Source organism: Streptomyces sp. NPDC107538, from assembly GCF_055657445.1.
This window is the reverse complement of sequence record NZ_JBVKAY010000002.1, coordinates 290,454-312,309: the sequence shown is the minus strand read 5'-3', so window position 1 is coordinate 312,309 and position 21,856 is coordinate 290,454. Positions and strand designations below refer to the sequence as shown.

21 protein-coding genes are annotated in these 21,856 nt (G+C 71.7%); 12 read left to right on the top strand and 9 right to left on the bottom strand.

What is annotated here, in order from left to right:
- Positions 1–56: 56 nt before the first annotated feature.
- Positions 57–848, bottom strand: coding sequence for a 2-cyclohexenylcarbonyl CoA isomerase (gene chcB / locus ACZ7MG_RS07260; protein WP_471387731.1), 792 nt, complete (start codon positions 846–848; stop codon positions 57–59).
- A 376-nt stretch (positions 849–1,224) separates the two neighbouring features.
- On the opposite strand from chcB, the gene ACZ7MG_RS07255 reads away from it, so the two are divergent.
- Positions 1,225–1,392 (top strand): DUF3117 domain-containing protein, encoded by a 168-nt coding sequence (locus ACZ7MG_RS07255; protein ID WP_003966491.1) that lies wholly within the window; start codon positions 1,225–1,227, stop codon positions 1,390–1,392.
- A 137-nt stretch (positions 1,393–1,529) separates the two neighbouring features.
- Here ACZ7MG_RS07255 and ACZ7MG_RS07250 read toward each other — a convergent pair whose 3' ends face one another.
- Positions 1,530–2,207, bottom strand: a complete 678-nt coding sequence (locus tag ACZ7MG_RS07250) for an O-methyltransferase (protein WP_471388283.1) — start codon at positions 2,205–2,207, stop codon at positions 1,530–1,532.
- A 307-nt stretch (positions 2,208–2,514) separates the two neighbouring features.
- Between ACZ7MG_RS07250 and sigE the strand changes: the two genes are divergently transcribed.
- The 5 genes from sigE to ACZ7MG_RS07225 all read left to right on the top strand — a co-directional run bounded on the left by sigE (position 2,515) and on the right by ACZ7MG_RS07225 (position 8,983).
- Positions 2,515–3,216: an RNA polymerase sigma factor SigE gene (sigE, locus tag ACZ7MG_RS07245; protein ID WP_086755380.1), complete on the top strand. Its 702-nt coding sequence runs from the start codon at positions 2,515–2,517 to the stop codon at positions 3,214–3,216.
- Positions 3,213–4,433: an anti-sigma factor family protein gene (locus ACZ7MG_RS07240; RefSeq protein WP_471387728.1), complete on the top strand. Its 1,221-nt coding sequence runs from the start codon at positions 3,213–3,215 to the stop codon at positions 4,431–4,433. The genes sigE and ACZ7MG_RS07240 overlap by 4 nt, the downstream gene beginning before the upstream one ends.
- Before the next feature lie 142 nt (positions 4,434–4,575).
- Entirely contained in the window at positions 4,576–7,227 is a 2,652-nt protein-coding gene (locus tag ACZ7MG_RS07235) for a S1C family serine protease (protein WP_471387726.1), read from the top strand.
- Between the two features lie 234 nt (positions 7,228–7,461).
- Complete coding sequence (locus ACZ7MG_RS07230) at positions 7,462–7,950, top strand: sec-independent translocase (protein WP_471387723.1); 489 nt, start codon at positions 7,462–7,464, stop codon at positions 7,948–7,950.
- Between the two features lie 361 nt (positions 7,951–8,311).
- The gene (locus tag ACZ7MG_RS07225) at positions 8,312–8,983 is read left to right on the top strand and encodes a hypothetical protein (RefSeq protein ID WP_471387721.1); all 672 of its coding nucleotides are present in this window, start codon (positions 8,312–8,314) and stop codon (positions 8,981–8,983) included.
- 55 nt (positions 8,984–9,038) lie between these two features.
- Here ACZ7MG_RS07225 and ACZ7MG_RS07220 read toward each other — a convergent pair whose 3' ends face one another.
- The 3 genes from ACZ7MG_RS07220 to ACZ7MG_RS07210 are packed head-to-tail and all read right to left on the bottom strand — an operon-like array spanning position 9,039 to position 12,274.
- Positions 9,039–10,172 (bottom strand): Mrp/NBP35 family ATP-binding protein, encoded by a 1,134-nt coding sequence (locus tag ACZ7MG_RS07220; RefSeq protein ID WP_471387719.1) that lies wholly within the window; start codon positions 10,170–10,172, stop codon positions 9,039–9,041.
- Between the two features lie 43 nt (positions 10,173–10,215).
- Entirely contained in the window at positions 10,216–10,953 is a 738-nt protein-coding gene (locus ACZ7MG_RS07215; protein WP_471387717.1) for a DUF1003 domain-containing protein, read from the bottom strand.
- The gene (locus ACZ7MG_RS07210; RefSeq protein ID WP_471387714.1) at positions 10,943–12,274 is read right to left on the bottom strand and encodes a magnesium transporter MgtE N-terminal domain-containing protein; all 1,332 of its coding nucleotides are present in this window, start codon (positions 12,272–12,274) and stop codon (positions 10,943–10,945) included. Before ACZ7MG_RS07210 ends, ACZ7MG_RS07215 begins: the two co-directional genes overlap by 11 nt.
- 176 nt (positions 12,275–12,450) lie before the next feature.
- Here ACZ7MG_RS07210 and ACZ7MG_RS07205 point away from each other — a divergent pair, with 176 nt between their 5' ends.
- Complete coding sequence (locus ACZ7MG_RS07205; protein ID WP_471387713.1) at positions 12,451–13,206, top strand: hypothetical protein; 756 nt, start codon at positions 12,451–12,453, stop codon at positions 13,204–13,206.
- A 617-nt stretch (positions 13,207–13,823) separates the two neighbouring features.
- Here ACZ7MG_RS07205 and ACZ7MG_RS07200 read toward each other — a convergent pair.
- Together ACZ7MG_RS07200 and ACZ7MG_RS07195 are read right to left on the bottom strand one after the other, a co-directional pair.
- Positions 13,824–14,342, bottom strand: a complete 519-nt coding sequence (locus ACZ7MG_RS07200; RefSeq protein WP_471387710.1) for a hypothetical protein — start codon at positions 14,340–14,342, stop codon at positions 13,824–13,826.
- Between the two features lie 41 nt (positions 14,343–14,383).
- On the bottom strand, positions 14,384–15,508 hold the full coding sequence (locus ACZ7MG_RS07195; RefSeq protein WP_471387708.1) for a magnesium and cobalt transport protein CorA: 1,125 nt from the start codon (positions 15,506–15,508) through the stop codon (positions 14,384–14,386).
- Positions 15,509–16,024: 516 nt separating this feature from the next.
- Here ACZ7MG_RS07195 and ACZ7MG_RS07190 point away from each other — a divergent pair.
- The 4 genes from ACZ7MG_RS07190 to ACZ7MG_RS07175 all read left to right on the top strand — a co-directional run bounded on the left by ACZ7MG_RS07190 (position 16,025) and on the right by ACZ7MG_RS07175 (position 19,255).
- Entirely contained in the window at positions 16,025–16,609 is a 585-nt protein-coding gene (locus ACZ7MG_RS07190; protein WP_471387706.1) for a suppressor of fused domain protein, read from the top strand.
- Positions 16,610–16,864: 255 nt separating this feature from the next.
- Entirely contained in the window at positions 16,865–17,506 is a 642-nt protein-coding gene (locus ACZ7MG_RS07185) for a DUF6758 family protein (RefSeq protein WP_152171539.1), read from the top strand.
- Positions 17,507–17,689: 183 nt separating this feature from the next.
- The gene (locus ACZ7MG_RS07180) at positions 17,690–18,550 is read left to right on the top strand and encodes a PHP domain-containing protein (RefSeq protein ID WP_471387703.1); all 861 of its coding nucleotides are present in this window, start codon (positions 17,690–17,692) and stop codon (positions 18,548–18,550) included.
- 99 nt (positions 18,551–18,649) lie between these two features.
- Positions 18,650–19,255: a MarC family protein gene (locus ACZ7MG_RS07175; RefSeq protein ID WP_471387700.1), complete on the top strand. Its 606-nt coding sequence runs from the start codon at positions 18,650–18,652 to the stop codon at positions 19,253–19,255.
- Between the two features lie 59 nt (positions 19,256–19,314).
- On the opposite strand, the gene ACZ7MG_RS07170 is transcribed toward ACZ7MG_RS07175, so the two are convergent.
- Positions 19,315–19,467, bottom strand: coding sequence for a hypothetical protein (locus tag ACZ7MG_RS07170; protein WP_471387697.1), 153 nt, complete (start codon positions 19,465–19,467; stop codon positions 19,315–19,317).
- A 237-nt stretch (positions 19,468–19,704) separates the two neighbouring features.
- Between ACZ7MG_RS07170 and ACZ7MG_RS07165 the strand changes: the two genes are divergently transcribed.
- Entirely contained in the window at positions 19,705–20,610 is a 906-nt protein-coding gene (locus ACZ7MG_RS07165; protein WP_471388279.1) for an NYN domain-containing protein, read from the top strand.
- A gap of 38 nt (positions 20,611–20,648) precedes the next feature.
- Here the strand turns inward: ACZ7MG_RS07165 and ACZ7MG_RS07160 are convergent, their stop codons facing one another.
- Positions 20,649–21,524: an alpha/beta fold hydrolase gene (locus ACZ7MG_RS07160; protein ID WP_471387694.1), complete on the bottom strand. Its 876-nt coding sequence runs from the start codon at positions 21,522–21,524 to the stop codon at positions 20,649–20,651.
- Positions 21,525–21,856: the final 332 nt, after the last annotated feature.

Below are 21,856 nucleotides of genomic sequence, written 5' to 3'. Positions count from 1 at the left end.
GGCTCCGCCGCGTGGGCGCGACCGGCCACGACGGACCCGCAGCGCCCCACGGACCGTCACCGCCCCAGGTACTTCGGCTCTTCCTTGTTCACGAACGCCCGTACGGCGATCTGGTGGTCCTCCGAAGCCCCCGCCCGGGTCTGCAGCTCGTCCTCCTTCTCCAGCGTCTCCGCCAGCGAGTGGGAGAACCCGTACGCCACCGCCTCCTTGATCGCCGCGTACGCCACCGTCGGCCCCGAGGCCAGCATCCGCGCCACCTGCTCGGCGGCGGTGTGCAGCGAGGCCGCCGGGACGACCCGGTTCGCGATGCCCAGCTCGTACGCCTCCTGGGCCTTGATGCTGCGCGGGAACAGCAGCAGATCGGCGGCCCGGCCGGGGCCGATCACCCGGGGCAGGGTCCAGGAGACCCCGGAGTCGGCGGTGAGCGCGACCCCGGCGAAGGAGGTGTTGAAGGAGGCGGTGTCGGCGACCACCCGGTAGTCCGCCGCGAGCGCGAATCCCAGGCCGGCGCCGGCGGCGACGCCGTTCACCCCGGCCACCACGGGCTTCGCCATCCCGGTGAGCGCCTTCACCACCGGGTTGTAGTGCTCCTTGACCGTGCTCATGACCTCCCCCGAGCCCTCGACCAGCAGCCCGATGTGCTCCTTGAGGTCCTGCCCCACGCAGAACGCCCGGTCCCCTGCGGCGGTCAGCAGCACCGCCCGTACGGCGTCGTCCCCGGCGGCGGCCTCCACGGCCTCCCGCAGGGCCACCTTCGCCGCGATGTTCAGCGCGTTCATCGCCTCGGGGCGGTTCAGCGTGATCGTCGCGAGTCCGTCGTGCACCTCGTAGAGCACGGTGTCGGCCATGGTGGTTCCCCTCCGGTGTCGCGGCTCGTGGACGTACTGGTCAGTACGCCCTCGTCACAGCACAGCATGGCGGAGTTCACGGGTCCCGACCGGTGCCGGACGTGTGACCTGCGTCAAAGAATCACCAATGGCCGAGCGTCGAGCCGGGACCATGTGGCGGCGCAGTATCGCAGTCACATCGCCGAATTGGGTGGTTTTGCTCGCGCGCGTTGCCCAAGCGATGCCGACCGATGTTGGTCATCGGGTCATGAGATGCGGGATAATGGCCTGGAAGCAATGTGTTCGATGCCGGTGTCGCGTGTCCCCAGGTGGGCCCGCGCCTGCCCTCCCGGGCCGTCGGCTTGGCGATGAGCTGGTTTCAGGAAGGGGTACGAGCATGGCGGCCATGAAGCCGCGGACGGGCGATGGCCCGCTCGAGGTGACCAAGGAGGGGCGGGGCATCGTCATGCGCGTTCCGCTCGAAGGCGGCGGTCGGCTCGTCGTCGAGCTGACCCCTGACGAGGCAGACGCCCTCGGCGACGCCCTCAAGAAGGTCGTCGGCTGACGCGCGTAGCGACCATACCCTTTCAGTTGCCCCGGCACCGCCGCACCCGGCGGTGCCGGGGCGCTGTTGTACCGGGGTGAGAGAAGAGGGGGCGCCGGGGGAGCGCGGGAGGGCCGGTCGGGTTCGGGGGCGGCGGCTCAGCGCTTGACCGCGCACAGCAGGCCGTCGCCCACCGGGAGCAGGGACGGCACCAGCTCAGGGCTCTCCCTGACTGTGCGCAGCAGCTCCCGCAGACGTATGACCTCGGTCGGCTGCGGGTTCGAGTCCACGGTGCGGCCACTGGCGAAGACGCCCTCGAAGGCGACCAGGCCACCGGGTCTGAGCAGGCGCAACGATTCAGCGAGATAGTCGAGGCACTCCAGCCGGTCGCCGTCGCAGAAGACCAGGTCGTACCCGGCGTCCGCGAGCCGGGGCAGCACATCCAGGGCGTGGCCCGGAATGAAGCGCGCGCGATTGCTGGCGAAACCGGCCACGCGGAACGCCTGTCGGGCGAACTGCTGGTGGTCCGGTTCCGGGTCCACGGTGGTCAGCACCCCGTCCGGCCGCATACCGTGCAGCAGATGGATCCCGGAGACACCGGTCCCGGTCCCGATCTCCGCCACCGCCTTCGCGTCCACGGTGGCGGCGAGCACCCGCAGCGCGGCGCCCGTGCCGGGCGACACCGAGCGCAGCCCTGCCTCCCGGGCCCGTTCCCGGGCCCAGCGCAGCGCGTCGTCCTCGGCGACAAAGGCGTCGGCGAACGCCCAGCTCGTCAGCCGGTTGCCGGTAATGACCCTCTCCTTATGTCCCCGTGGATTGCCTGGGCGTGACTGTATCCGTTGCCGTCGGGAACCTGCTGATGGGACCGGTCGTTTAAAGGGATGAGTGAGTGACGGGGGCCGCGACGGGGGGCACGGGATGGATCGGACCGGCGAGCAGGTGCGGGCATCGGGGCAGGTGTCGACGCAGGTGCTGACCAAGCCTTATGAGCCGGATCGGCCTTATGGGCCGGATCGACGCACATCAATTTCTTATAAAACCGCTTATCCGGAGCTAACGGGCGAGGTGGCTATGGTAGGGGCTCCACTGGACACCACCAGAGCCGACAGGGGAGGTGCGGCTGCGCCTGTGGATCGGGGAGGAGTGCTGCGGCGCTTTCTCGGATCGGCGGGCAGGCCGAAATCCGTGAACGACACCGCTGACCACAGCCACGCCGCCGTCGCACAGACCGCGACCTTCACCACGGACGCGCACGCGCAGGCGTGGACTCCGCCCACCTGGGAGGAGATCGTCAGCACCCACAGCGGCCGCGTCTACCGGCTCGCCTACCGTCTGACCGGCAACCAGCACGACGCCGAGGACCTCACCCAGGAGGTCTTCGTCCGCGTCTTCCGCTCCCTGTCGACCTACACGCCCGGCACCTTCGAGGGCTGGCTGCACCGCATCACCACCAACCTCTTCCTGGACATGGTCCGGCGCAAGCAGCGCATCCGCTTCGACGCCCTCGGGGACGACGCGGCCGAGCGCCTGCCCAGCCGCGAGCCCACCCCGCAGCAGATCTTCAACGACGCGCACTTCGACGCCGACGTCCAGCAGGCCCTCGACACCCTGGCGCCCGAGTTCCGCGCCGCCGTCGTCCTCTGCGACATCGAGGGACTGTCGTACGAGGAGATCGCCGCGACCCTGGGCGTCAAGCTCGGCACGGTCCGCTCCCGGATCCACCGCGGCCGCTCCCAGCTCCGCAAGGCCCTCGCGCACCGCTCCCCGGAGGCCCGGGCCGAGCAGCGCCGCGGGTTCACGGTGCCGCGGGTGCCCGTGCTGGGAGGAGGGGGCGCGACCGCGTGAGTGGATCCCGTCCTACGCCTGCCGAGCAGCACCTGGGAGACCGTCTCTCCGCACTGGTCGACGGAGAGCTCGGTCATGAGGCGCGTGACCGCGTCCTGGCACATCTCGCCACCTGCGCGAAGTGCAAGACGGAGGCGGACGAGCAGCGCCGCCTGAAGAACGTCTTCGCGGAGGTCGCCCCGCCACCTCCCTCCGAGAGCTTCCTGGCCCGCCTCCAGATGCTCCCGGCGGGCGGCGACGGCGAGGGCGGCTCGCCGCTGCCCGGCGGCCTCGGCGGAAGACTCGGGGGCACGGCCGGTGGGCCGGGCCTGCCCGTGGACCCCTCCGACTCCCGGGACTTCGCCGACTTCGGCGTCTTCGGACCCGGTGGCGACTCCTTCGGATACCTCCCGTCGGGACCACACGGCGGCGCGCTGACGCCGTCGGAGGGCCGCGGGCTGCTCGGCGGCGGCCGAGGAGCGTCCGGCGGCCGTGGCTTCCTCGGTGACCGCGGCTTCCTGAGCGGGCGAGGCTTCCTCGGCGACCGCGGAGCGCTGGGCGACCGCGGCTTCCTGGGCGGCGGACGCGACCTCTCCGGCTCCGGGGACGCGGAGGGCCGCGCGGACCGTGCGGAGAGATCCGCCGACGACGGCACGGGCCGTGGGGCCACGGGCGACCGTGGCTTTCGGATCCATGACGTGAGCCGGCAGGAGGCCGAGCGCTCCGCCTCACGCGGCATGCGGTTCGCCTTCGTGGCGGCCGGCGCGGTCTCGCTGGCCGCGATCGCCCTCGGCGGCGTGACCAACGGAATGCCCGCCGAGACGGCGGACGCCCGCGGCGGCTCCGGCTCCGGCAGCAATGTCACCCCGCTGCGGACCCAGGCCTCGGGCACGGTTCCGCAGCCCGAGTCGCAGCGCCGCCGGGGAACCCTCGGGCCGCTGCTCGGACAGGGCCAGCAGTCCCTGGGCGAGGTGCCCGTCGCCCCGACGGAGATCTCCGCGCCCCTGCTGCCCGGGGTCCCTGCCCCGGCCGGGCAGAACCGCCGGGAGATCCACCCGCTGACCGCGCCCGTGCTCGCCGGTGCGGCCGTCATCTCCCCGCTCATACGTCCGCTCACCGCCGCGCCTCCGCTGCAGCTGACCGACTGGTCCCCGGCCCCCGAGCTGACCGGACCGGGCCTGCTGACGGCACCCGACGCCACCTCGTCTCCCACACCCACCTCGCCCGTCCTCCGCTGACCCCGAGTTCTGCGCACCGGCCCGTGAACCTGGTTGAATCCGGAGTGGGCCGTGTCCGCTCGGGCCGGTTCCGGCCCGCGGCACTCGGCGAACGGTGGGCGGCGGGCCGGTCCTTGGGGCGGGCCCCAGGTGTGGGGAGAACATGAACGAGGGGAAGCCCACGAAGGCGAAATGGTGGAGCCGCCCCCGGGCGCACGGCGCGACGGGGGCCGACGGGGTGTCCGCGGGGGCGGGTCGTGAAGGAAACCCCGAGGGCGACTTCGAGTTGGAGCGTCCGGTGTCGGCGCCGGTGACGGCACCGGCCTCCGGTGAGGCCGACACCCGGACCGAGACCGGGCCCGACCTGGGCTCCGATTTCGAACTGGCCCGCCCGGATGCCGAATCAGCGCTCCAGCCCCGCTCCACGTCGATCGCCGACACGGCTGTCGACATGGACGGAGACTTCGAACTGGAGCGACCGGCCGCGCCGAACGCGGGGCCGGACGAGGCGGACGAGGCGAGTTCGGCGACTGCGGTGGCCGGTTCGCCGGTTGGTCCGGGCAACTCGTCGGCGGACTCGGGTGGTTCGTCGGCTGAGGTGGGTGTTGCGTCGTCTGAGGTGGGTGACCTGTCGGCCGACTCGGGTGCTGCATCGGCCGGGTCCGGTGTCGCGGCGGTCGGGTCGGGTGAGTCGTGGGTCGACTCGGGTGGTTCGTCGGCTGAGGTGGGTGTCGCGTCGTCTGAGGTGGGTGACCTTTCGGCCGATTCGGGCGGTTCGTCGGCCGGGTCCGGTGTCGCGTCGGTCGGGTCGGGTGACTCGTGGGTCGATTTCTATCGCTCGGCGGCCGAGCCCAGTGTCGCGGCGGTTCCGCCGGGCGACTCGTCGGCCGAGAGCGGCGTTCCGGTGGCCGAGCCAGGGGGTTCGGCGGCCGACGCCGCTGGGGTCGGTTCCGGTGCCGGCGCGGTCGCTGCCACCTCTGCGGTCGCCCCCGCGACCGGCGTCGTGGACGCGGCCGCCGTTGCCGAGGCCCGGCCGACGGGCGTGCAGGGTGCCCTGAGCGCCTCTGAAGCGCCCTCTGAGCGCCCCAAGCCGCTGCACGCCCCCGATCCCTACGGCACCCCGCCGTACGGCGAGCCCGGCCCCTGGGCGCCCGCTCCGCCGGTGCAGCACCCGGCGACGACTCCCGCCCACGGCACGGACACGCAGCCAGCGGCGCCGGCGCACGACGTGCCCGCCATGGTGGGGGTGGCGGCGCACAGCGATGCGACCTCGCCCGTGCCCCCGGCCCACGGCACCGTCGTACCGTCGACCACCGCGCAGCCCGCGGTGGCGGCCGCCGCTCCCTTCCCGGACGCGTCCCGGGCCGCGGCAACGCCCTACCCCGACGCGTCCCAGCCCCCCGGCGCCTCCTACGCGTACCCGTCCCAGCCGGGCCCTCCGCCCTTCGGCGACGCGGCGCCGCCTCCCTACGCGGGCGGGGCCCAGCCGATGCCGCCTTCCCACGCGGGCAGTGCCCAGCCGGTGCCGCCGCCCTACGCCGGTGGAGCCGAGCCCACGCAGCACGTGCAGTCCTCGCAGCACGCGCAGCCCACGCAGGTCGCCGGAGGCCACCAGCTCCAGGGGCCCTGGCAGAACTACGACCCCTGGGCCGGGTCGGGGTCGTTGCAGCAGAACGGGGCCGCCGTGGGCGGCGGCACCCGGCGGCGGGGGAGAGGGAAGGTCCTGCTGGTCGGGGCGCTGCTGATCGCCGTCGTGGCCGGAGGCATCGGCGGGGCCGTGGGCGCGTATCTGGAGCGGAACGGCGGAGTCGGGGCGATCGAACTGCCGCAGACCAGCGACGGCGTGACGGGCCGGGCCCCCGACAGCGTCGCCGGGATCGCCGCCAGCGCCCTGCCCGGCGTCGTCACCCTCCACGTGAGCGGCGACAGCGCCCAGGGCACCGGCACCGGCTTCGTGCTCGACGAGCGCGGCCACATCCTCACCAACAACCACGTCGTCGACCCCGCCGGCACCGACGGCGACATATCGGTGACGTTCAGCGGCGGCGAGACCGCCAAGGCCACCATCGTCGGCCGGGACACCGGTTATGACCTCGCCGTGGTCAAGGTGTCCAACGTCAGCGGGCTCAAGCCGCTGCCCCTCGGCAACTCGGAGGAGGTCCAGGTCGGCGACCCGGTCGTCGCGATCGGCGCCCCCTTCGACCTGGCCAACACCGTCACCTCCGGCATCATCAGCGCCAAGGAGCGGCCCATCACGGCCGGCGGCGAGAGCGGCGACGTCAGTGACGTGTCGTACGTGGACGCGCTGCAGACCGACGCGCCCATAAACCCGGGGAACTCCGGCGGCCCCCTCCTCGACGGCAAGGCCCGGGTGATCGGCATCAACAGCGCCATCCGCTCGGCCGGCAGCGGCTCGGAGTCGGACGGTGGGCAGGCCGGTTCGATCGGGCTCGGTTTCGCGATCCCCATCAACCAGGGCAAGCGCGTCGCCGAGGAGCTGATCAACACCGGCAAGGCCACCCACCCGGTGATCGGTGTCACCCTCGACATGGACTACTCGGGCGACGGCGCCCGGGTCGGTGACGAGGACGACGGCGACGGCACGGGGGTGACCTCGGGCGGGCCCGCCGACCGGGCGGGCATCCGCTCCGGTGACGTCATCACCGAGGTCGACGGCCAGCGCGTGCACTCCGGCGACGAACTGATCGTCAAGGTCCGCGCCCACCGCCCCGGCGACCGCCTGGAACTCACCCTCCAGCGCGACGGCAGGGAGCGCACGGTCACCCTCACCCTCGGCTCGTCCGGCGGCGCCTGACCGCGGCACGGCGGCCAGGACGGCGGCGCGTAGTGACAGCAACTTCACAGGAGGGGGTCCCGCACCCCCTCCTGTCAGGCAAACAGCTGGGAAAACCCGTCGCCCGGGTGCGGTCCGGAGCCGCCCGACGGTACCGGTTCGACGGGATCGCCGGGTACCGTGGATCCGGCCCGGACCACGGAAGACCTGCCGAGGCCCGCGGAACGGGACCGAGGACATCGCAAGGAGCTTCAGGTGTTCAATGACATAGGTGCGCTCGAGGTGGTGACGCTCGTCGTCCTCGCCGTGCTCGTCTTCGGTCCGGACAAGCTCCCGAAGGTGATCCAGGACGTCACGCGGACCATCCGCAAGATCCGCGAGTTCTCGGACAGCGCCAAGGCGGACATCCGCAGCGAACTGGGGCCGGAGTTCAAGGACTTCGAGTTCGAGGACCTCAACCCCAAGACGTTCATCCGCAAGCAGCTGGACAACGACGAGCTGGGGCTGAAGGAGATCCGCAACGGCTTCGACCTGAAGAAGGAGATGGCCGAGCTGACGGACGCCGTCCACGGCAGCGAGTCCGAGTCGTCCTCCTCCTCCGCCTCGTCATCGTCCTCCTCTTCCGCCGCCGCCATCGGCTCCGGCTCCGAGGGCTCCGGGTCCGCCTCGTCCGGCGCAGCCATCGACATGACCAAGAAGGCCGAGCGCGACGAGCGTCCGCCGTACGACATGGACGCCACCTGAGCCGTACGCCCGGCCCAGCGCGCCCGGCCCCCAATACGTCAGGTCGCCGCCCGTCCGGCCGTCGCACGCGCCGCCGCCGTGCGCCCGCGAGCCGTCCGTACCGCCTCCGACCTGCCCTTCCGTGCCGTACGCCCGTGTGTCGCCGCGCCCCCGGACGTGACGTGATTCATACCGTGACGCACCCTCGTAGGGCCTGAAGCCGCCCGTACGCCGTCCCACGCGCCGGGCGCTTTCCCTGCTGCTCGGAGAGCTGTGGCTATGCTGCCCAGTTGTTGTGCGGACCGTAGGAGAGCGAGCGACGACGCCCGAGGGGGGCGGGCGGCCGCTCCGGTCCGTCGAGAGCGAGGAGGCGTCCGGGCACATGGAGACGACGAGTCGGGTAGGCGCGCAGGCGTCGGCCGCGGAGGGTGGACAACAGGTCCCCTCCGCCCGTCGCACGGTCGACGGCTATCTGCTGGCGCCCTTCCCGTGGTACGGCCTCGACGAGGCCTTCACGGGACCGCGCTGGCTGATGCAGGTCGGTACGTCGGCGGAAGGAGCCGTCGAGCACGGTTCGATCGGACACGGCGACGAGCCCTCGGTGCGCAACGAGTACACCGCCGGGTCGGACGACGAGGCCAAGGAGCGGTTCGCGGTCGTGGTGACCGTCGCGGCGAATCCGTCCCGCAGGAGCGCCGACGGTACGGGGCTGCTGGAGGCCACGTCGGTCTCCTCGGCGGCGTGGCTCGCGGGCGTGGGGCTGCTGTCGTTCACGTGGCCCGGACAGCTGGACCACTCCCTGCGTGACGACTGGCTGGACCAGCAGACCGAGGCCGCGTGGGTCCTGGCGGACGATCTCGCCGGGGAGGACTGGTCGACGCTGTCCCTGCCCGTGGACGGGGTGCCGACGCCGTTCCACTACCGCGAGTCCGAGTTCGGATGGGTGCTCGCCGGGTCTACCTCGGAGGGGGTGCATGTGGGGGCGTACGGGAGAGGGATGAGCGCGTACGGGCTCGGCTTCGCCGTGATCAAGGACATCGAGGGGTACGCGTAGTTTTGAGGGGCACCGCTGAGTTGTGCTGCGGTGCCCCTCATCGTCGTTAGGCGCTCTAGAACTTGTTCCTCGGGGTGATTCCCAGGCTCATGCCCGACAGGCCGCGCTGGCGGCCGCCCAGCTTGCCCGCGATGGCGCGGAGGGCGGAGCCGGCGGGGGAGTCGGGGTCGGAGAGGACGACCGGGCGGCCGTCGTCGCCGCCCTCGCGGAGGCGGACGTCGATGGGGATGGAGCCGAGGACCGGGACGGTGGCGCCGGTGGTGCGGGTGAGGCCGTCGGCGACGGACTGGCCGCCGCCCGTGCCGAAGACGTCGACCATCTCGTCGCAGTGCGGGCAGGGCAGGCCCGCCATGTTCTCGACGACACCGACGATCTTCTGGTGGGTCTGCACGGCGATGGACCCGGCGCGCTCGGCGACCTCCGCCGCCGCCTGCTGAGGGGTCGTCACGACGAGGATCTCGGCGTTCGGGACCAGCTGGGCCACCGAGATGGCGATGTCGCCCGTACCCGGCGGAAGGTCGAGGAGCAGCACGTCCAGGTCGCCCCAGTAGACGTCCGCGAGGAACTGCTGCAACGCGCGGTGCAGCATCGGGCCGCGCCAGACGACCGGGGTGTTGCCCGGGGTGAACATGCCGATCGAGATGACCTTCACACCGTTCGCGGACGGCGGCATGATCATGTTCTCGACCTGGGTGGGACTGCCGTCGGCGCCCAGCATGCGGGGCACGGAGTGGCCGTAGATGTCGGCGTCGACGACGCCCACCTTGAGTCCGTCGGCGGCCATGGCGGCCGCCAGGTTCACCGTCACCGAGGACTTGCCGACACCGCCCTTGCCGGAGGCGACGGCGTACACGCGCGTGAGGGAGCCCGGCTTGGCGAACGGGACCTCGCGCTCGGCCTGGCCGCCGCGCAGCGCGCCCGCCAGTTCCTTGCGCTGCTCGTCGCTCATCACGTCCAGCTCGACGTCGACACGGGTGACACCCTCGACGGCCGCGACCGCCTCGGTCACGCGCTGGGTGATCGTGTCCCGCATGGGGCAGCCGGAGACGGTCAGGTACACGGCGACCGCGACCGCTCCGTCCGCACCGATCTCCACCGACTTGACCATCCCGAGTTCGGTGATGGGGCGGTTGATCTCGGGGTCGTTCACCGTCGACAGTGCTTCGCGCACCGCGTCTTCCGTAGCCATAAGGACGATGGTACGGCGCTGCGCGGGGCCCCTGGGAGCCCTGTCAGCGGTCGCCCATGTCACGTCCGCGGGGGTGTTCCGGCGGGAATACCGTCCGGTTCGCGCGCGAGCCCTCACCGTCGTGCTCGTGCAGCTCCCTGACCAGGTCATGGAGTTCCGAGCGCAGCCAGTCGCGGGTGGCGACCTCACCGAGACCGATCCGCAGCGCGGCGATCTCCCTGGTCAGGTACTCGGTGTCGGCGATCGACCGCTCGTTCTGCTTGCGGTCCTGTTCCAGGTTGACCCGGTCGCGGTCGTCCTGGCGGTTCTGCGCGAGCAGGATCAGCGGGGCGGCGTACGACGCCTGGAGCGAGAGCATCAGGGTCAGGAAGATGAAGGGATAGGTGTCGAAGCGCAGGTCACGCGGCGCGGAGACGTTCCACACCACCCACAGGATGATCACGACGGTCATCCAGACGATGAACCGTCCGGTGCCCAGGAACCGCGCGATCCGCTCAGAGAGCCGTCCGAAGGCCTCCGGGTCCCACTCGGGCAGCAGCCTGGCCCGGCGCGGCAGCGGCTGATCGAGCCGTGTACGCGGGCGGGCGGTGGCCCCGGAGAGCGTGCGCTCCCGCGCGGGCGCCCCGGAGGGCGAGGTCGTGCGCTCGCGTGCGCCGGTGCCGGAGTGCGCCCGTTCCCGCCCCGAGTTGCGCCCGTCCCGCCCCTCACGCCCGCCGTGCCGCACGTCCCAGCCTCCGTGCCGCCCTTCGCGCCCTTCGCGCCGGTCCCGTTCAGGAGCCATCGACGGTCGCCCCCTCGCCGTCGGCCGCGACGCCGGCGCCGCCCGTGACGCCCCCGTTCTCCTCCTCGTGGAGATGGAACTCCGTCTCCCGCCAGTCCTCGGGCAGCATGTGGTCGAGGACGTCGTCCACGGTCACCGCGCCCAGCAGCGAGCCGCTCTCGTCGACCACGGGCGCCGCGACCATGTCGTACGTCGCGAAGAACCCGGCGACGGCGCGCAGCGCGGCCTCCGGGTCCAGCGGCTGGAGATCGTCGTCGAGGATCGAGCCGACCAGGGTGTACGGCGGGTCCCGCAGCAGCCGCTGGAAGTGGACCGTGCCGAGGTACTTGCCGGTCGGGGTCTCGTCCGGCGGCCGGCACACGTACACCTGGGCGGCGAGCGCGGGGGACAGGTCGGCGTTGCGGACCCGGGCGAGCGCGTCGGCGACGGTCGCGTCCGGGCGCAGCACGATCGGCTCGGTGGTCATCAGACCGCCGGCGGTCTTCTCCTCGTACGCCATGAGCCGCCGTACGTCCGCCGCGTCGTCCGGCTGCATGAGGGTCAGCAGGCGTTCCTGCTCCTCCTCGGGGAGTTCGGCGAGGAGGTCGGCGGCGTCGTCCGGGTCCATGGCCTCCAGGACGTCGGCGGCCCGCTCCTCCTTGAGCTTGCCGAGGATCTCGATCTGGTCGTCCTCGGGCAGCTCCTCCAGGACGTCCGCGAGCCGGTCGTCGTCGAGGGCGGCGGCGACCTCGGCCCGGCGCTTGGGGGAGAGGTGGTGCAGCACATTGGCGAGGTCGGCCGGGCGGAGCTGCTCGAAGGTGGCGAGGAGGTTCTCGGCGCCCTGCCCGTGCTCCTCCAGGGAGAACCCGGTGACCGCCGACCACTCCACGGTCAGCGTCTCGCCCTTGTGCCGCCGGAAGGCTCCGGCCTTCCCCTTCCGTACGAACACCCGGTCGATCTCCCAGTCCCGGCGGGCCGGCAGCTGCTGCACCGAGATGTCGCGGACGGACACCTCCTCGCCGGTCTCGACGAGGGTCACGCGACGGTCCAGCAGTTCGCCGATGACCAGGCGCTCGGTGGGCCGTTGTTCGAAGCGGCGCACGTTCAGGACGCCGGTGGTGATGACCTGGCCGGACTCGACGCCGGTGACCCTGGTCATGGGCAGGAAGATCCGGCGGCGGGTGGACAGTTCGACGACGAGACCGAGCAGCCGCGGCGGCTTGCGCCCCACCCGCAGGATGGCCACCAGATCGCGGACACGGCCCACCTGGTCGCCGTTCGGGTCGAACACGGCGACGCCGGAGAGATGGGAGACGAAGATCCGGGGCGCCACCGCCGCCATGAGCCGCCCCTTTCCGTCCCGTCGCGAGGGGATTGTCCGTCGAGGAGGGCTTCAGGCTAGCCCGTCCCGATCGGATATGCCCTGGTGAGCGGTGCGGACGGACTGGCGCCGAGGTGGGCCGAGAGCCCCGGTACTCTGCGGTACGCCTGGACTCCCCACGAAGAGGTGCATCGCCTGTGACTGTGATTCCCCGTACCCGAAGGGCCGCACTGGTGAGCGCCGTCTGCACCCTCGTGGCGAGCGGGCTGGGGCTCACCGGGTGCAGCGAGGATCCCAACGAGGGGACCAACGGGGTCGGCAAGCTGGAGCCCGCGAAGATCCAGAGCACGACCAAGGCGGCGGCCACGGCGGCGGACACGGTCCGGCTGTCCGGGGCCGTGGTGAGCAACGGCAGGATCTACAAGCTGGACATGCGCCTGAAGGAGGACGGCGGCACGGGTTCGGTGACGTCCGAGGGGTCCACCTTCCGGCTGCTGAAGGTCGGCGAGCACCTCTTCCTCAAGGCCGACGCGGACTTCTGGGACCACCAGGACTCCGGGAAGGACGGCGGCGACGAAGACTCGGAGACGGCCGCCGCGGACAAGCTGGACGGCATGTATGTGAAGGTGCCGACCGGCGACCCGGCCTACAAGCGCTTCAGCGGCTTCACCGACAAGGACGTCCTCCTCAACAGCCTCCTCACCCTGCACGGCACGCTGTCCACCGACGGCCACCACGAGCAGTCCGGCACCCGCACCATCCGCATCACCGGCGACAAGGGCTCCGGCGGCACCCTCGACGTCTCCCTCGAAGGCACCCCCTACCCCCTCCGCCTCGTCCGCGCCGGCGACGCCGGAACCATCCTCCTCACCGACTGGGGCAAGAGCTTCACCCTGGAGGAACCGGACGAGAAGTCGGTGGTGGACTACGGCAAGCAGCTGCCGACGTCGTAGTCCGGGGAGGGGCTGCGCGGGGGCGTACGGGGGCCGGGCCCCCGGGGTCGGTGGGCCGCGCCGACGGCGGGCCGTGAGGGCGTACGTGGGTCGCGGTGCGGTGCCGGCGGGATGTGACCGCGCGTGGGATGCGGCGTGGTGCCGGCGGGGCGTGAGTCGTGCGTGGGATGCGGCGCGATGCCTGTGGGACGTGAGGCCGCGCGTGGGATGTGGCGTGGTGCCGGTGGGGCGTGAGTCGCGCGTGGGATACGGCGCGATGCCTGTGGGACGTGAGGCCGCGCGTGGGATGTGGCGTGGTGCCGGTGGGGCGTGAGGGCGCGCCTGGGATGCGGCGTGGTGTCGACGGGGTTGGGAGGTGCGCGTGGGTATGCCGTGTCGCCGTAACGGCCGCGCCGTGCACCCGGACGGCCGGGCCCCGTGCGCGTGGGTGTGCCGCGGTGGCCCGGCGCTCAGGGGCGGGCCGACCGCACGGTTGTCCGTCTCCGCCGGCTCGTCTCTCCCCGCCCCGGCGGCGATCAGCCACCGTGGCGGGATCCGGCGGTGCCGAGCGGGCCGGGACCCTGACAGGGGCCCGCTGCCGAGCGGCGTCCCGGCGTCGGACGCGGGCCGGCCGGCCCTCAGGGCTTGCGCTTGCGGCGGCCGAAGAGGAGGCGCGGTACCGCTGCCGGGATCGGGCGGCGGGTCGTCGCGGGGGTGGGGAGCGGGGCCTCCGCCAGGTCGTCGTCGGGGAGCGGCAGGGTCGACCCCGTCGGCTTCAGGCGGAGCACCCGGCACTCGCGGGCCCAGCGGGCCGGCATCGCCTCACCGTCGGGGGCGTTGAGCCGCTTGCCCTTCAGCTCGGCCACGACGGCCTCCCACTCGGGAGAGCCGGGGGCCAGTTCGACGACGCTCGCGGCCCAGCTGACCAGCCGCCCGCCCTTGTCCTTGCTGCGCACGGTCACCACGGCCGACCCCCCGTCGACCAGCCCCGGCAACGGCTGCTCACCGGGCCCGTCACCGACCACGCACGCCGCACCCTCGTGCCACACGTGCCACAGAGCACGCGAGGCGACACCAGGCCCCCGCACCCACACGAGCCCGGACTTCTTGGTGGCCTCTTCGACGAGGGCCTGATCGAACAGAGCGTCGGCGGTCATGGGGGCAGCCTAACCGCGCCCCCACAACACCCCCCGCCGCCTTACAGCCACCCGTTCCGCTTCAGCGTCCGGTGGATGCCGAGGCAGAGCGCGACCGTGACGCCGAGGACCACCGGGTAGCCGAACTTCCAGTGCGTCTCCGGCATGTAGTCGAAGTTCATGCCGTAGACGCCACAGACCATCGTCGGTACGGCGATGATGGCCGCCCAGGACGTGATCTTGCGCATGTCCTCGTTCTGCGCGACGGACGCCTGCGCCAGGTTCGCCTGGAGGATCGAGTTGAGGAGTTCGTCGAAGCCGACGACCTGCTCCTGGACGCGGGCGAGGTGGTCGGCCACATCACGGAAGTACTTCTGGATGTCCGGGTCGACCAGCCGCATCGGCCGCTCGCTCAGCAACTGCATGGGCCGCACCAGCGGCAGCACCGCGCGCTTGAACTCCATGACCTCGCGCTTGAGTTGGTAGATCCGGCCGGCGTCGGTGCCCCGGGGCGTGCCCTTGCGCCCGGGGGAGAACACCTCCGTCTCCACCTCGTCGATGTCGTCCTGCACGGCGTCCGCGACCGCCACGTACCCGTCGACGACATGGTCGGCGATGGCGTGCAGCACGGCCGAGGGCCCCTTGGCGAGCAACTCCGGGTCGTCCTGCAGCCGGTGACGCAGCGCCCTGAGCGAGCCCTGCCCGCCGTGCCGGACGGTGATGAAGAAGTCCCGTCCGGTGAAGCACATGACCTCGCCGGACTCCACGACCTCGCTGGTGGCGGTGAGTTCGTCGTGCTCGACGTAGTGGATGGTCTTGAAGACGGTGAACAGGGTGTCGTCGTAGCGCTCCAGCTTCGGCCGCTGGTGCGCGTGCACCGCGTCCTCCACGGCCAGCGGGTGCAGCCCGAACTCGGCCGCGATACCGGCGAATTCGGCCTCCGACGGCTCGTGCAGGCCGATCCAGACGAAACCGCCGTCCCGGCGCACCTGACGGATCGCCTCGTGCGGCGTCAGATTGCGGTCGAACGCGACCCGCGCCCCGTCGCGGTAGACGGCGCAGTCCACGACGGCGGTGACCGCCTCCGCCGGACGCGTGGCGTCGTACACGCCGCCGTCCTTGCGCAGCGACAGGCGCGAGGGACGGGACGGGCGAACGGCGGCACGCAGGTTGTGGATCATCGACATGAGCAGGCTCCTTCGCAACGAAAGGCCGCCGACGACGGTTGGAACTACCCGGAATGGGGACGTTTTGACTGCGGATGTTTGGCACGTCCACAAAGCGGGGAGCACCGCACCGTCGCGGTGACAGCTTCGCTTGATTCAGATGCGCTTGATTCGGATCGATCGGATCAAGACGGGAAAGAAGTGCTCTTCCGATGCGCGACGACCGACGAGCGGCACGACGCGAGTGAGGGTGGCAGCCAGCGGAGCGAGAAATACGGCTACGACAAGAGCTACGGAACTCAGCGCGCGGAAGAGCGGGTGGTACTGCCAGGCCGACTTCGGTCCATCGCAGCCCCACCTCCTCCGGCCGGTCCCCCGTAAGGGACGTTCCATACCCCATCCGGGGTTCCCCGTAGGGGAGTCAGTCTTCACGGTCCGGGACGCGAAGGGCTGTCCCGACCGGCGCCCCAGACTAACAGTGGACTGAAGTGTCAAGGCGCCCGTTTGCCGGTTCCTGACGAGTTCTATGCTCGGTTCATGGCTGATGTTCTTCCGTTGGTGGAGGCCCGTTTGCGCACCGCGCTGGGCGAACCGGACGCGCGCGCCGCGGTCACCTTCCTCGGCACGGACCGTATCGAGGTGCTCCGCTTCACCGACGGCGAGGTCGTCCGCTACGCCACGCTCGGCATGTCCGCCCAGCCGATGGCCGACCCCACCGCCGTCCTCGCCGACCCCGTCAAGGGCCCCCGCGCCGAACTCGTCCTGTCGGTGCGCCGCGGCCTCGCCGACACCGACAAGGTGCTCCGCCCGCTCGCCGTACTCGCCGCGTCACCGCAGGTCGAGGGCTTGATCGTGGCTCCCGGCGCCTCCCTCGACGTGGGCGATCCGCTCTGGCCCGGCGCCCCCTTCAGCTCCGTCCTCGTCGCCGAGTCCGGCGGCCTCGTCGAGGACCTCGAACTGGACGCCCCCGCCGACCCCGTACGGTTCCTGCCGCTCCTGCCGATGACCGCCAACGAGGCCGCCTGGAAGCGCGTGCACGGCGCCCAGGCCCTCCAGGAGCGCTGGCTCACCCAGGGGACGGACCTCCGCGACCCCGCCCGCAGGTCGGTCTCCCTGGACTGACCGGACCGCCCCGACGCCGAGTGCCTCATGTGACGGACGGCACCCCGTACGTGACCGGAGGCGGCTCGCGAGGTGGCCGAAAACCACCGCTTCCCTTGGCCGCGTGGGTAGTTGATTCCGTTGGTCGGCCCGACGGGCCGCCCGCCGTCCGTAGGCCGGCGTTCGTGCCCGGTTCGTGCGCGGAATGTGACGCGCACACGCCGGACGGGTGATCGTCCTTGACGCGAGGAACCACGGGGAGGACCGTTGGGCCCTATGAGGGGCGAACCCAGTTGCCCGAAGTGTGGTGGCCGGGTCAGGGCTCCCGGCCTCTTTGCCGACTCCTGGCAGTGCGCCGCGCACGGGACGGTGCACCCGCTGCAGCCCGTGATCCCGCCCAGCGTCGAGGCCCTCAGCGTGGTGGTGCACCGTGCCAAGGTGCCGGTCTGGATGCCGTGGCCGCTGCCCGTGGGCTGGCTGTTCACGGGCGCCGCGTTCGCCGGGGACGACCGCAGCGGCGGACGGGCCACCGCCGTCGCCTGCTCCGGACCCGGCCCGCTCGGCGGCGTCGGAGAGCTCGTCCTCATCGCGGAGGAACTCGGTGTCGGCCTCGGCTCGCGGTACGCGGGCATCGACGGCCCCGACCCCGGGCCGTATCTGAGCGTCGAGAAACCGCCCCAGGCGAAGGTGCTCGCCGCCGGCCGGCCGACGCCGCTCTGGCATGTCACCGGCACACCGGACGACCGCGCGGTCTTCGCCGGGGAGGCGCTCGGACTCTGGCTGTGGGCGATCGTCTGGCCCGAGCAGACGGGGCTGCTGATGTACGACGAACTCGTGCTGACGGACCTCCGGGACGCGGGGGCGGAGGTGGAGCTGCTGCCGTGCGGGGCGCTCTCACCGCGGATCCTGGAGCCGTAGGAAGCCGGGCCGGTTGCCGCCGACGCGACCGAACCTCCCGAGCTGCGGGGCGCACTCTTCGTACGCTCGCTGTAGGGGGCACCCAGGGGTTTCAGGTGTGACAGGAGTAGTCCGAAAGGGCGCTATCCTTGAGCGCCTGCTTCCGTTTTCGCTTCCGTTTCGTCCGAGCCTGGAGTCCGCGTCGTGCGCATCGATCTGCACTGCCACTCCACCGCCTCCGACGGTACGGACACTCCCGCCGAGCTGGTGCGGAAGGCGAGCGCGGCCGGCCTGGACGTCGTCGCGCTGACCGACCACGACACGACGCGCGGGCACGCCGAGGCGATCGCCGCGCTGCCGGAGGGGCTCACGCTGGTCACCGGCGCCGAGCTGTCGTGCCGCCTCGACGGCGTCAGCATGCATATGCTCGCCTACCTGTTCGACCCCGAAGAGCCCGAGCTGCTTGCCGAGCGCGAGCTGGTCCGGGACGACCGGGTGCCGCGGGCCCGGGGGATGATCGCCAAGCTGAACGAACTGGGCGTGCCGGTCACCTGGGACCAGGTCGCGCGCATCGCCGCCGGCGGTTCCGTCGGCCGCCCGCACGTGGCCACCGCCCTCGTCGAACTCGGCGTCGTACCGACCGTCGGCGACGCCTTCACCGAGCAGTGGCTCGCCGACGGCGGCCGTGCCTACGTCGAGAAGCACGAGACCGACCCCTTCGAGGCGATCCGGCTGATCAAGGGCGCCGGCGGTGTCGCCGTCTTCGCCCACCCCGCCGCCGCCAAGCGCGGCCGGACCGTACCGGAGTCCGCGATCGCCGAGCTGGCCGCCGCCGGACTCGACGGCATCGAGGTCGACCACATGGAGCACGACCCGGCGACCCGGGCCCGGCTGCGCGGCCTGGCGAAGGAACTGGGGCTGCTCACCACGGGCTCCTCCGACTACCACGGCAGCCGCAAGACCTGCGTCCTCGGCGAGTACACGACCGACCCCGAGGTGTACGGGGAGATCACGCGCCGGGCCACCGGAGCGTTTCCCGTCCCGGGGACCGGCGGGCTCCACTAGCTGATCCCCTGGCTTTGTTCGGCCCTCGGCGGCTGTCGGCTGTGCCCACCCGCCGTCGAAGGGCCCCGTCTGTCCTCTCCCTCTTCCGCAAGGCACCCCGTGTTCGATCTCGCCGTCTTCGGCTCCCTCTTCCTCACCCTCTTCGTGATCATGGATCCCCCCGGGATCACCCCGATCTTCCTCGGTCTCACCGCCGGGCGGCCCGCGCGTACGCAGAAGCGGATGGCGTTCCAGGCCGTCTGTGTGGCCGGTGGTGTGATCGCCGTCTTCGGGCTGCTGGGCCACCAGATCCTGGACTACCTGCATGTGTCCGTCCCGGCGCTGATGATCGCGGGCGGGCTGCTGCTCCTGCTGATCGCGCTCGATCTGCTGACCGGCAAGACGGACGAGCCGAAGCAGACGAAGGACGTGAACGTCGCGCTCGTCCCGCTCGGGATGCCGCTGCTGGCCGGCCCCGGTGCGATCGTGTCGGTGATCCTGGCGGTGCAGAAGGCGGACGGCGTGGCCGGTCAGGTGTCCGTGTGGGCCGCGATCCTGGCGATCCACGTCGTGCTGTGGCTGACGATGCGGTACTCGCTGCTGATCATCCGGGTCATCAAGGACGGCGGTGTGGTCCTGGTGACCCGGCTCGCGGGCATGATGCTCTCCGCGATCGCCGTGCAGCAGATCATCAACGGCGTCACCCAGGTCGTACAGGCCGCATAGCGAAGCCCCGTACGGCAGCGATGCCGTACGGGGCTCCGAAGTGTGAACGGATCCGCGTCCTATGAGGCGGTCACGTCGGCCGGGCGGATCCAGAGGCGCTGCCCGATGGCGGCGGCCTGCTGCACGATCCGGTTGACGGAGGCGGCGTCCACGACGGTGCTGTCCACGGGCGCGCCGCTGACATCGTCGAGTCGCAGGATTTCGAAGCGCAAGGGCTTCTCCCTTCGTCTGGTCATCCTCCTGAGGAGAACTACTGATGGTGGTTCGCGGGTCATCGGTGCCCGTGTTCCATGAGGGTTCAACGGCATGCCTGTGACAAACATTCCTTACGCTAAGGAAAATTTTCGAGAAGCTAATTACTAGCCGGTAAGTGGTGTGGGGGGTATGTCTACCGGCAGGCAGGAAGACTGATTGGGACCGGTTGTGTTCGCAGCGTGACCGCCGGGACAATGGACGTGATGAACGACGACCTCACGGCGCTCGGCGCCCGCATCGACCGTACGAACGAGCTGCTGCACCGCATGCTCGCCGAGGTGGCGAAGACACCCTCGACACACGCGATCTTCGTCGATGCGGGGTATCTGTACGCGGCCGTGGGCCGGCTCGCGGCGGGGACGGAGGACCGGCGGTCCTTCGACCTGGACCCGGAGGGGCTGATCGACGCCCTGATCGACAAGGCGCGCACGATCTTCGCGGACAGCCGGCTGCTGCGGGTCTACTGGTACGACGGGGCGCGGCGCCGCATCCACACGGCGGAGCAGCAGTCGATCGCCGAGTTGCCGGACGTGAAGGTGCGGCTCGGCAATCTCAACGCCAACAACCAGCAGAAGGGCGTCGACTCCCTCATCCGCACCGACCTGGAGTCGCTGGCCCGGCACCGCGCGATCAGCGACGCGGCCCTGATCGGCGGCGACGAGGACCTGGTCTCGGCGGTCGAAGCCGCGCAGGGGTACGGGGCGCGGGTCCACCTGTGGGGCATCGAGGCCCCCGAGGGCCGCAACCAGGCCGAGCCCCTGCTCTGGGAGGTCGACAGCCAGCGGACCTTCGACCTCGACTTCTTCAAGCCGTACGTGTCACGGCGGGCCGCCGCCACCTACGACGCCCCCACCGGCGCCCGCCCCACCCGCGAGGACGTCCGCTTCGTCGGCGCCCAGATCGCCGCGAAGTGGCTGGCCTCCCGGGGCCGGGAGACCTTGCAGGAACTGCTCCACGGCCACCCGTACCTCCCCGGCTCCGTCGACCAGGACCTGCTCGTCGAGGCGGAGGGGCTGCTCCAGTACTCGCTACGGGGCCAGGCGGACCTGAGACGGGCACTGCGGGACGGGTTCTGGGAGCATCTGCGGGCCCAGTACTAGGCGCGGCGCGGCACCGGTGGTGGTCGTGCCGCGGGTGCTCAGCGGTCGATCCGGTCCCAGAAGCCGATGAGGGCGTCCGCCGTCGCCTTCGGCTGATCGGTGTTGGGGGAGTGCTCGGCGTCGCGGACGACGGTGCGGTGGGCCCGCAGCCGTACGGCCATGGCGTCGAGGAGCGGGATCGGCCAGGTGTCGTCGCGTTCGCCGGACAGGACGTGCTTGGGCAGGTCCACGGCGGCGAGTTCGGTGACGCGGTCGGGTTCCGCGCAGAGCTGGCGGCCCGTGGCGATGAGCTGGGCCGGGCTGGTGGCGAGCCAGCGGCGGCGCAGGTCGTCACGGTCGTCCAGGCCCGCGTCGAGGGCGCCCGTCTCGGCCTCCTCGGGCTCCGGCGCGTCCATCGCCTGGATGGCGTCCCACACCTGCTCCATGTCCATCACGGCCAGGGCGTCCCGCAGCAGCTTCACGCGCTCCTGCTGGCCGACCGAGATCTGGGCGGGCCCCGAGGCCATCAGGGTGAGCGAGGCGAAGGGGGAGGCGTCCAGCAGCAGGGCGGCGCGGGAGATCTGGCCGCCGAGGGAGTGGCCGACGAGGTGCAGCGGACCGCCGTCGCTCACGGCCTCCGCCTGGGCGAGCAGATCCCTCGCCAACTCGGCCTGCGCGTACGGCGCTTCGTCGTCCTCGGCCCCCGGGCTCTCGTACTGCCCCCGCCCGTCCACCGCCACCGACCGGTACCCCGCCTCGGCCAACGGCTCGTGCAAGGCGATGAAGTCCTCCTTGCTCCCGGTGAACCCCGGCACCAGCAGCACACTCCCCTTCACCGCCACCCCCGCCTCGATCACGGCGAACTCGCTCCGCGCGGTACGCAGACGATGGGCCCGGGCACCGGGCGGCGGGGTGAAGGTGGGCGGACGGCTCATGGGTGGAGGGTAACCGCCGGTGGGCTCCGCCGAGCGCGCGACCCTGTTTCGGAGGGGGTGCGTTGTCGGGTGCGGGTGGGTGGGGGCTGGTCGCGCAGTTCCCCGCGCCCCTCAAGGGCGAAAGGCAAAGCGGGGCGCAGCCCCTGCTTTGCCTTTCAGGGGCGCGGGGAACTGCGCGAGAACCCCCACCGAACCCGCGCATACCCACCCACCCCGAACGCCCGCGCGGAGCGCGAAAGGGGGTCGAAGGGGCGCAGCCCCTGGGGATGGGACGGGTAGGGGCGGCGGGGGCGAGAAACCCCTGGGGAACGCCGAAGGCCCGGCCCCCCAAA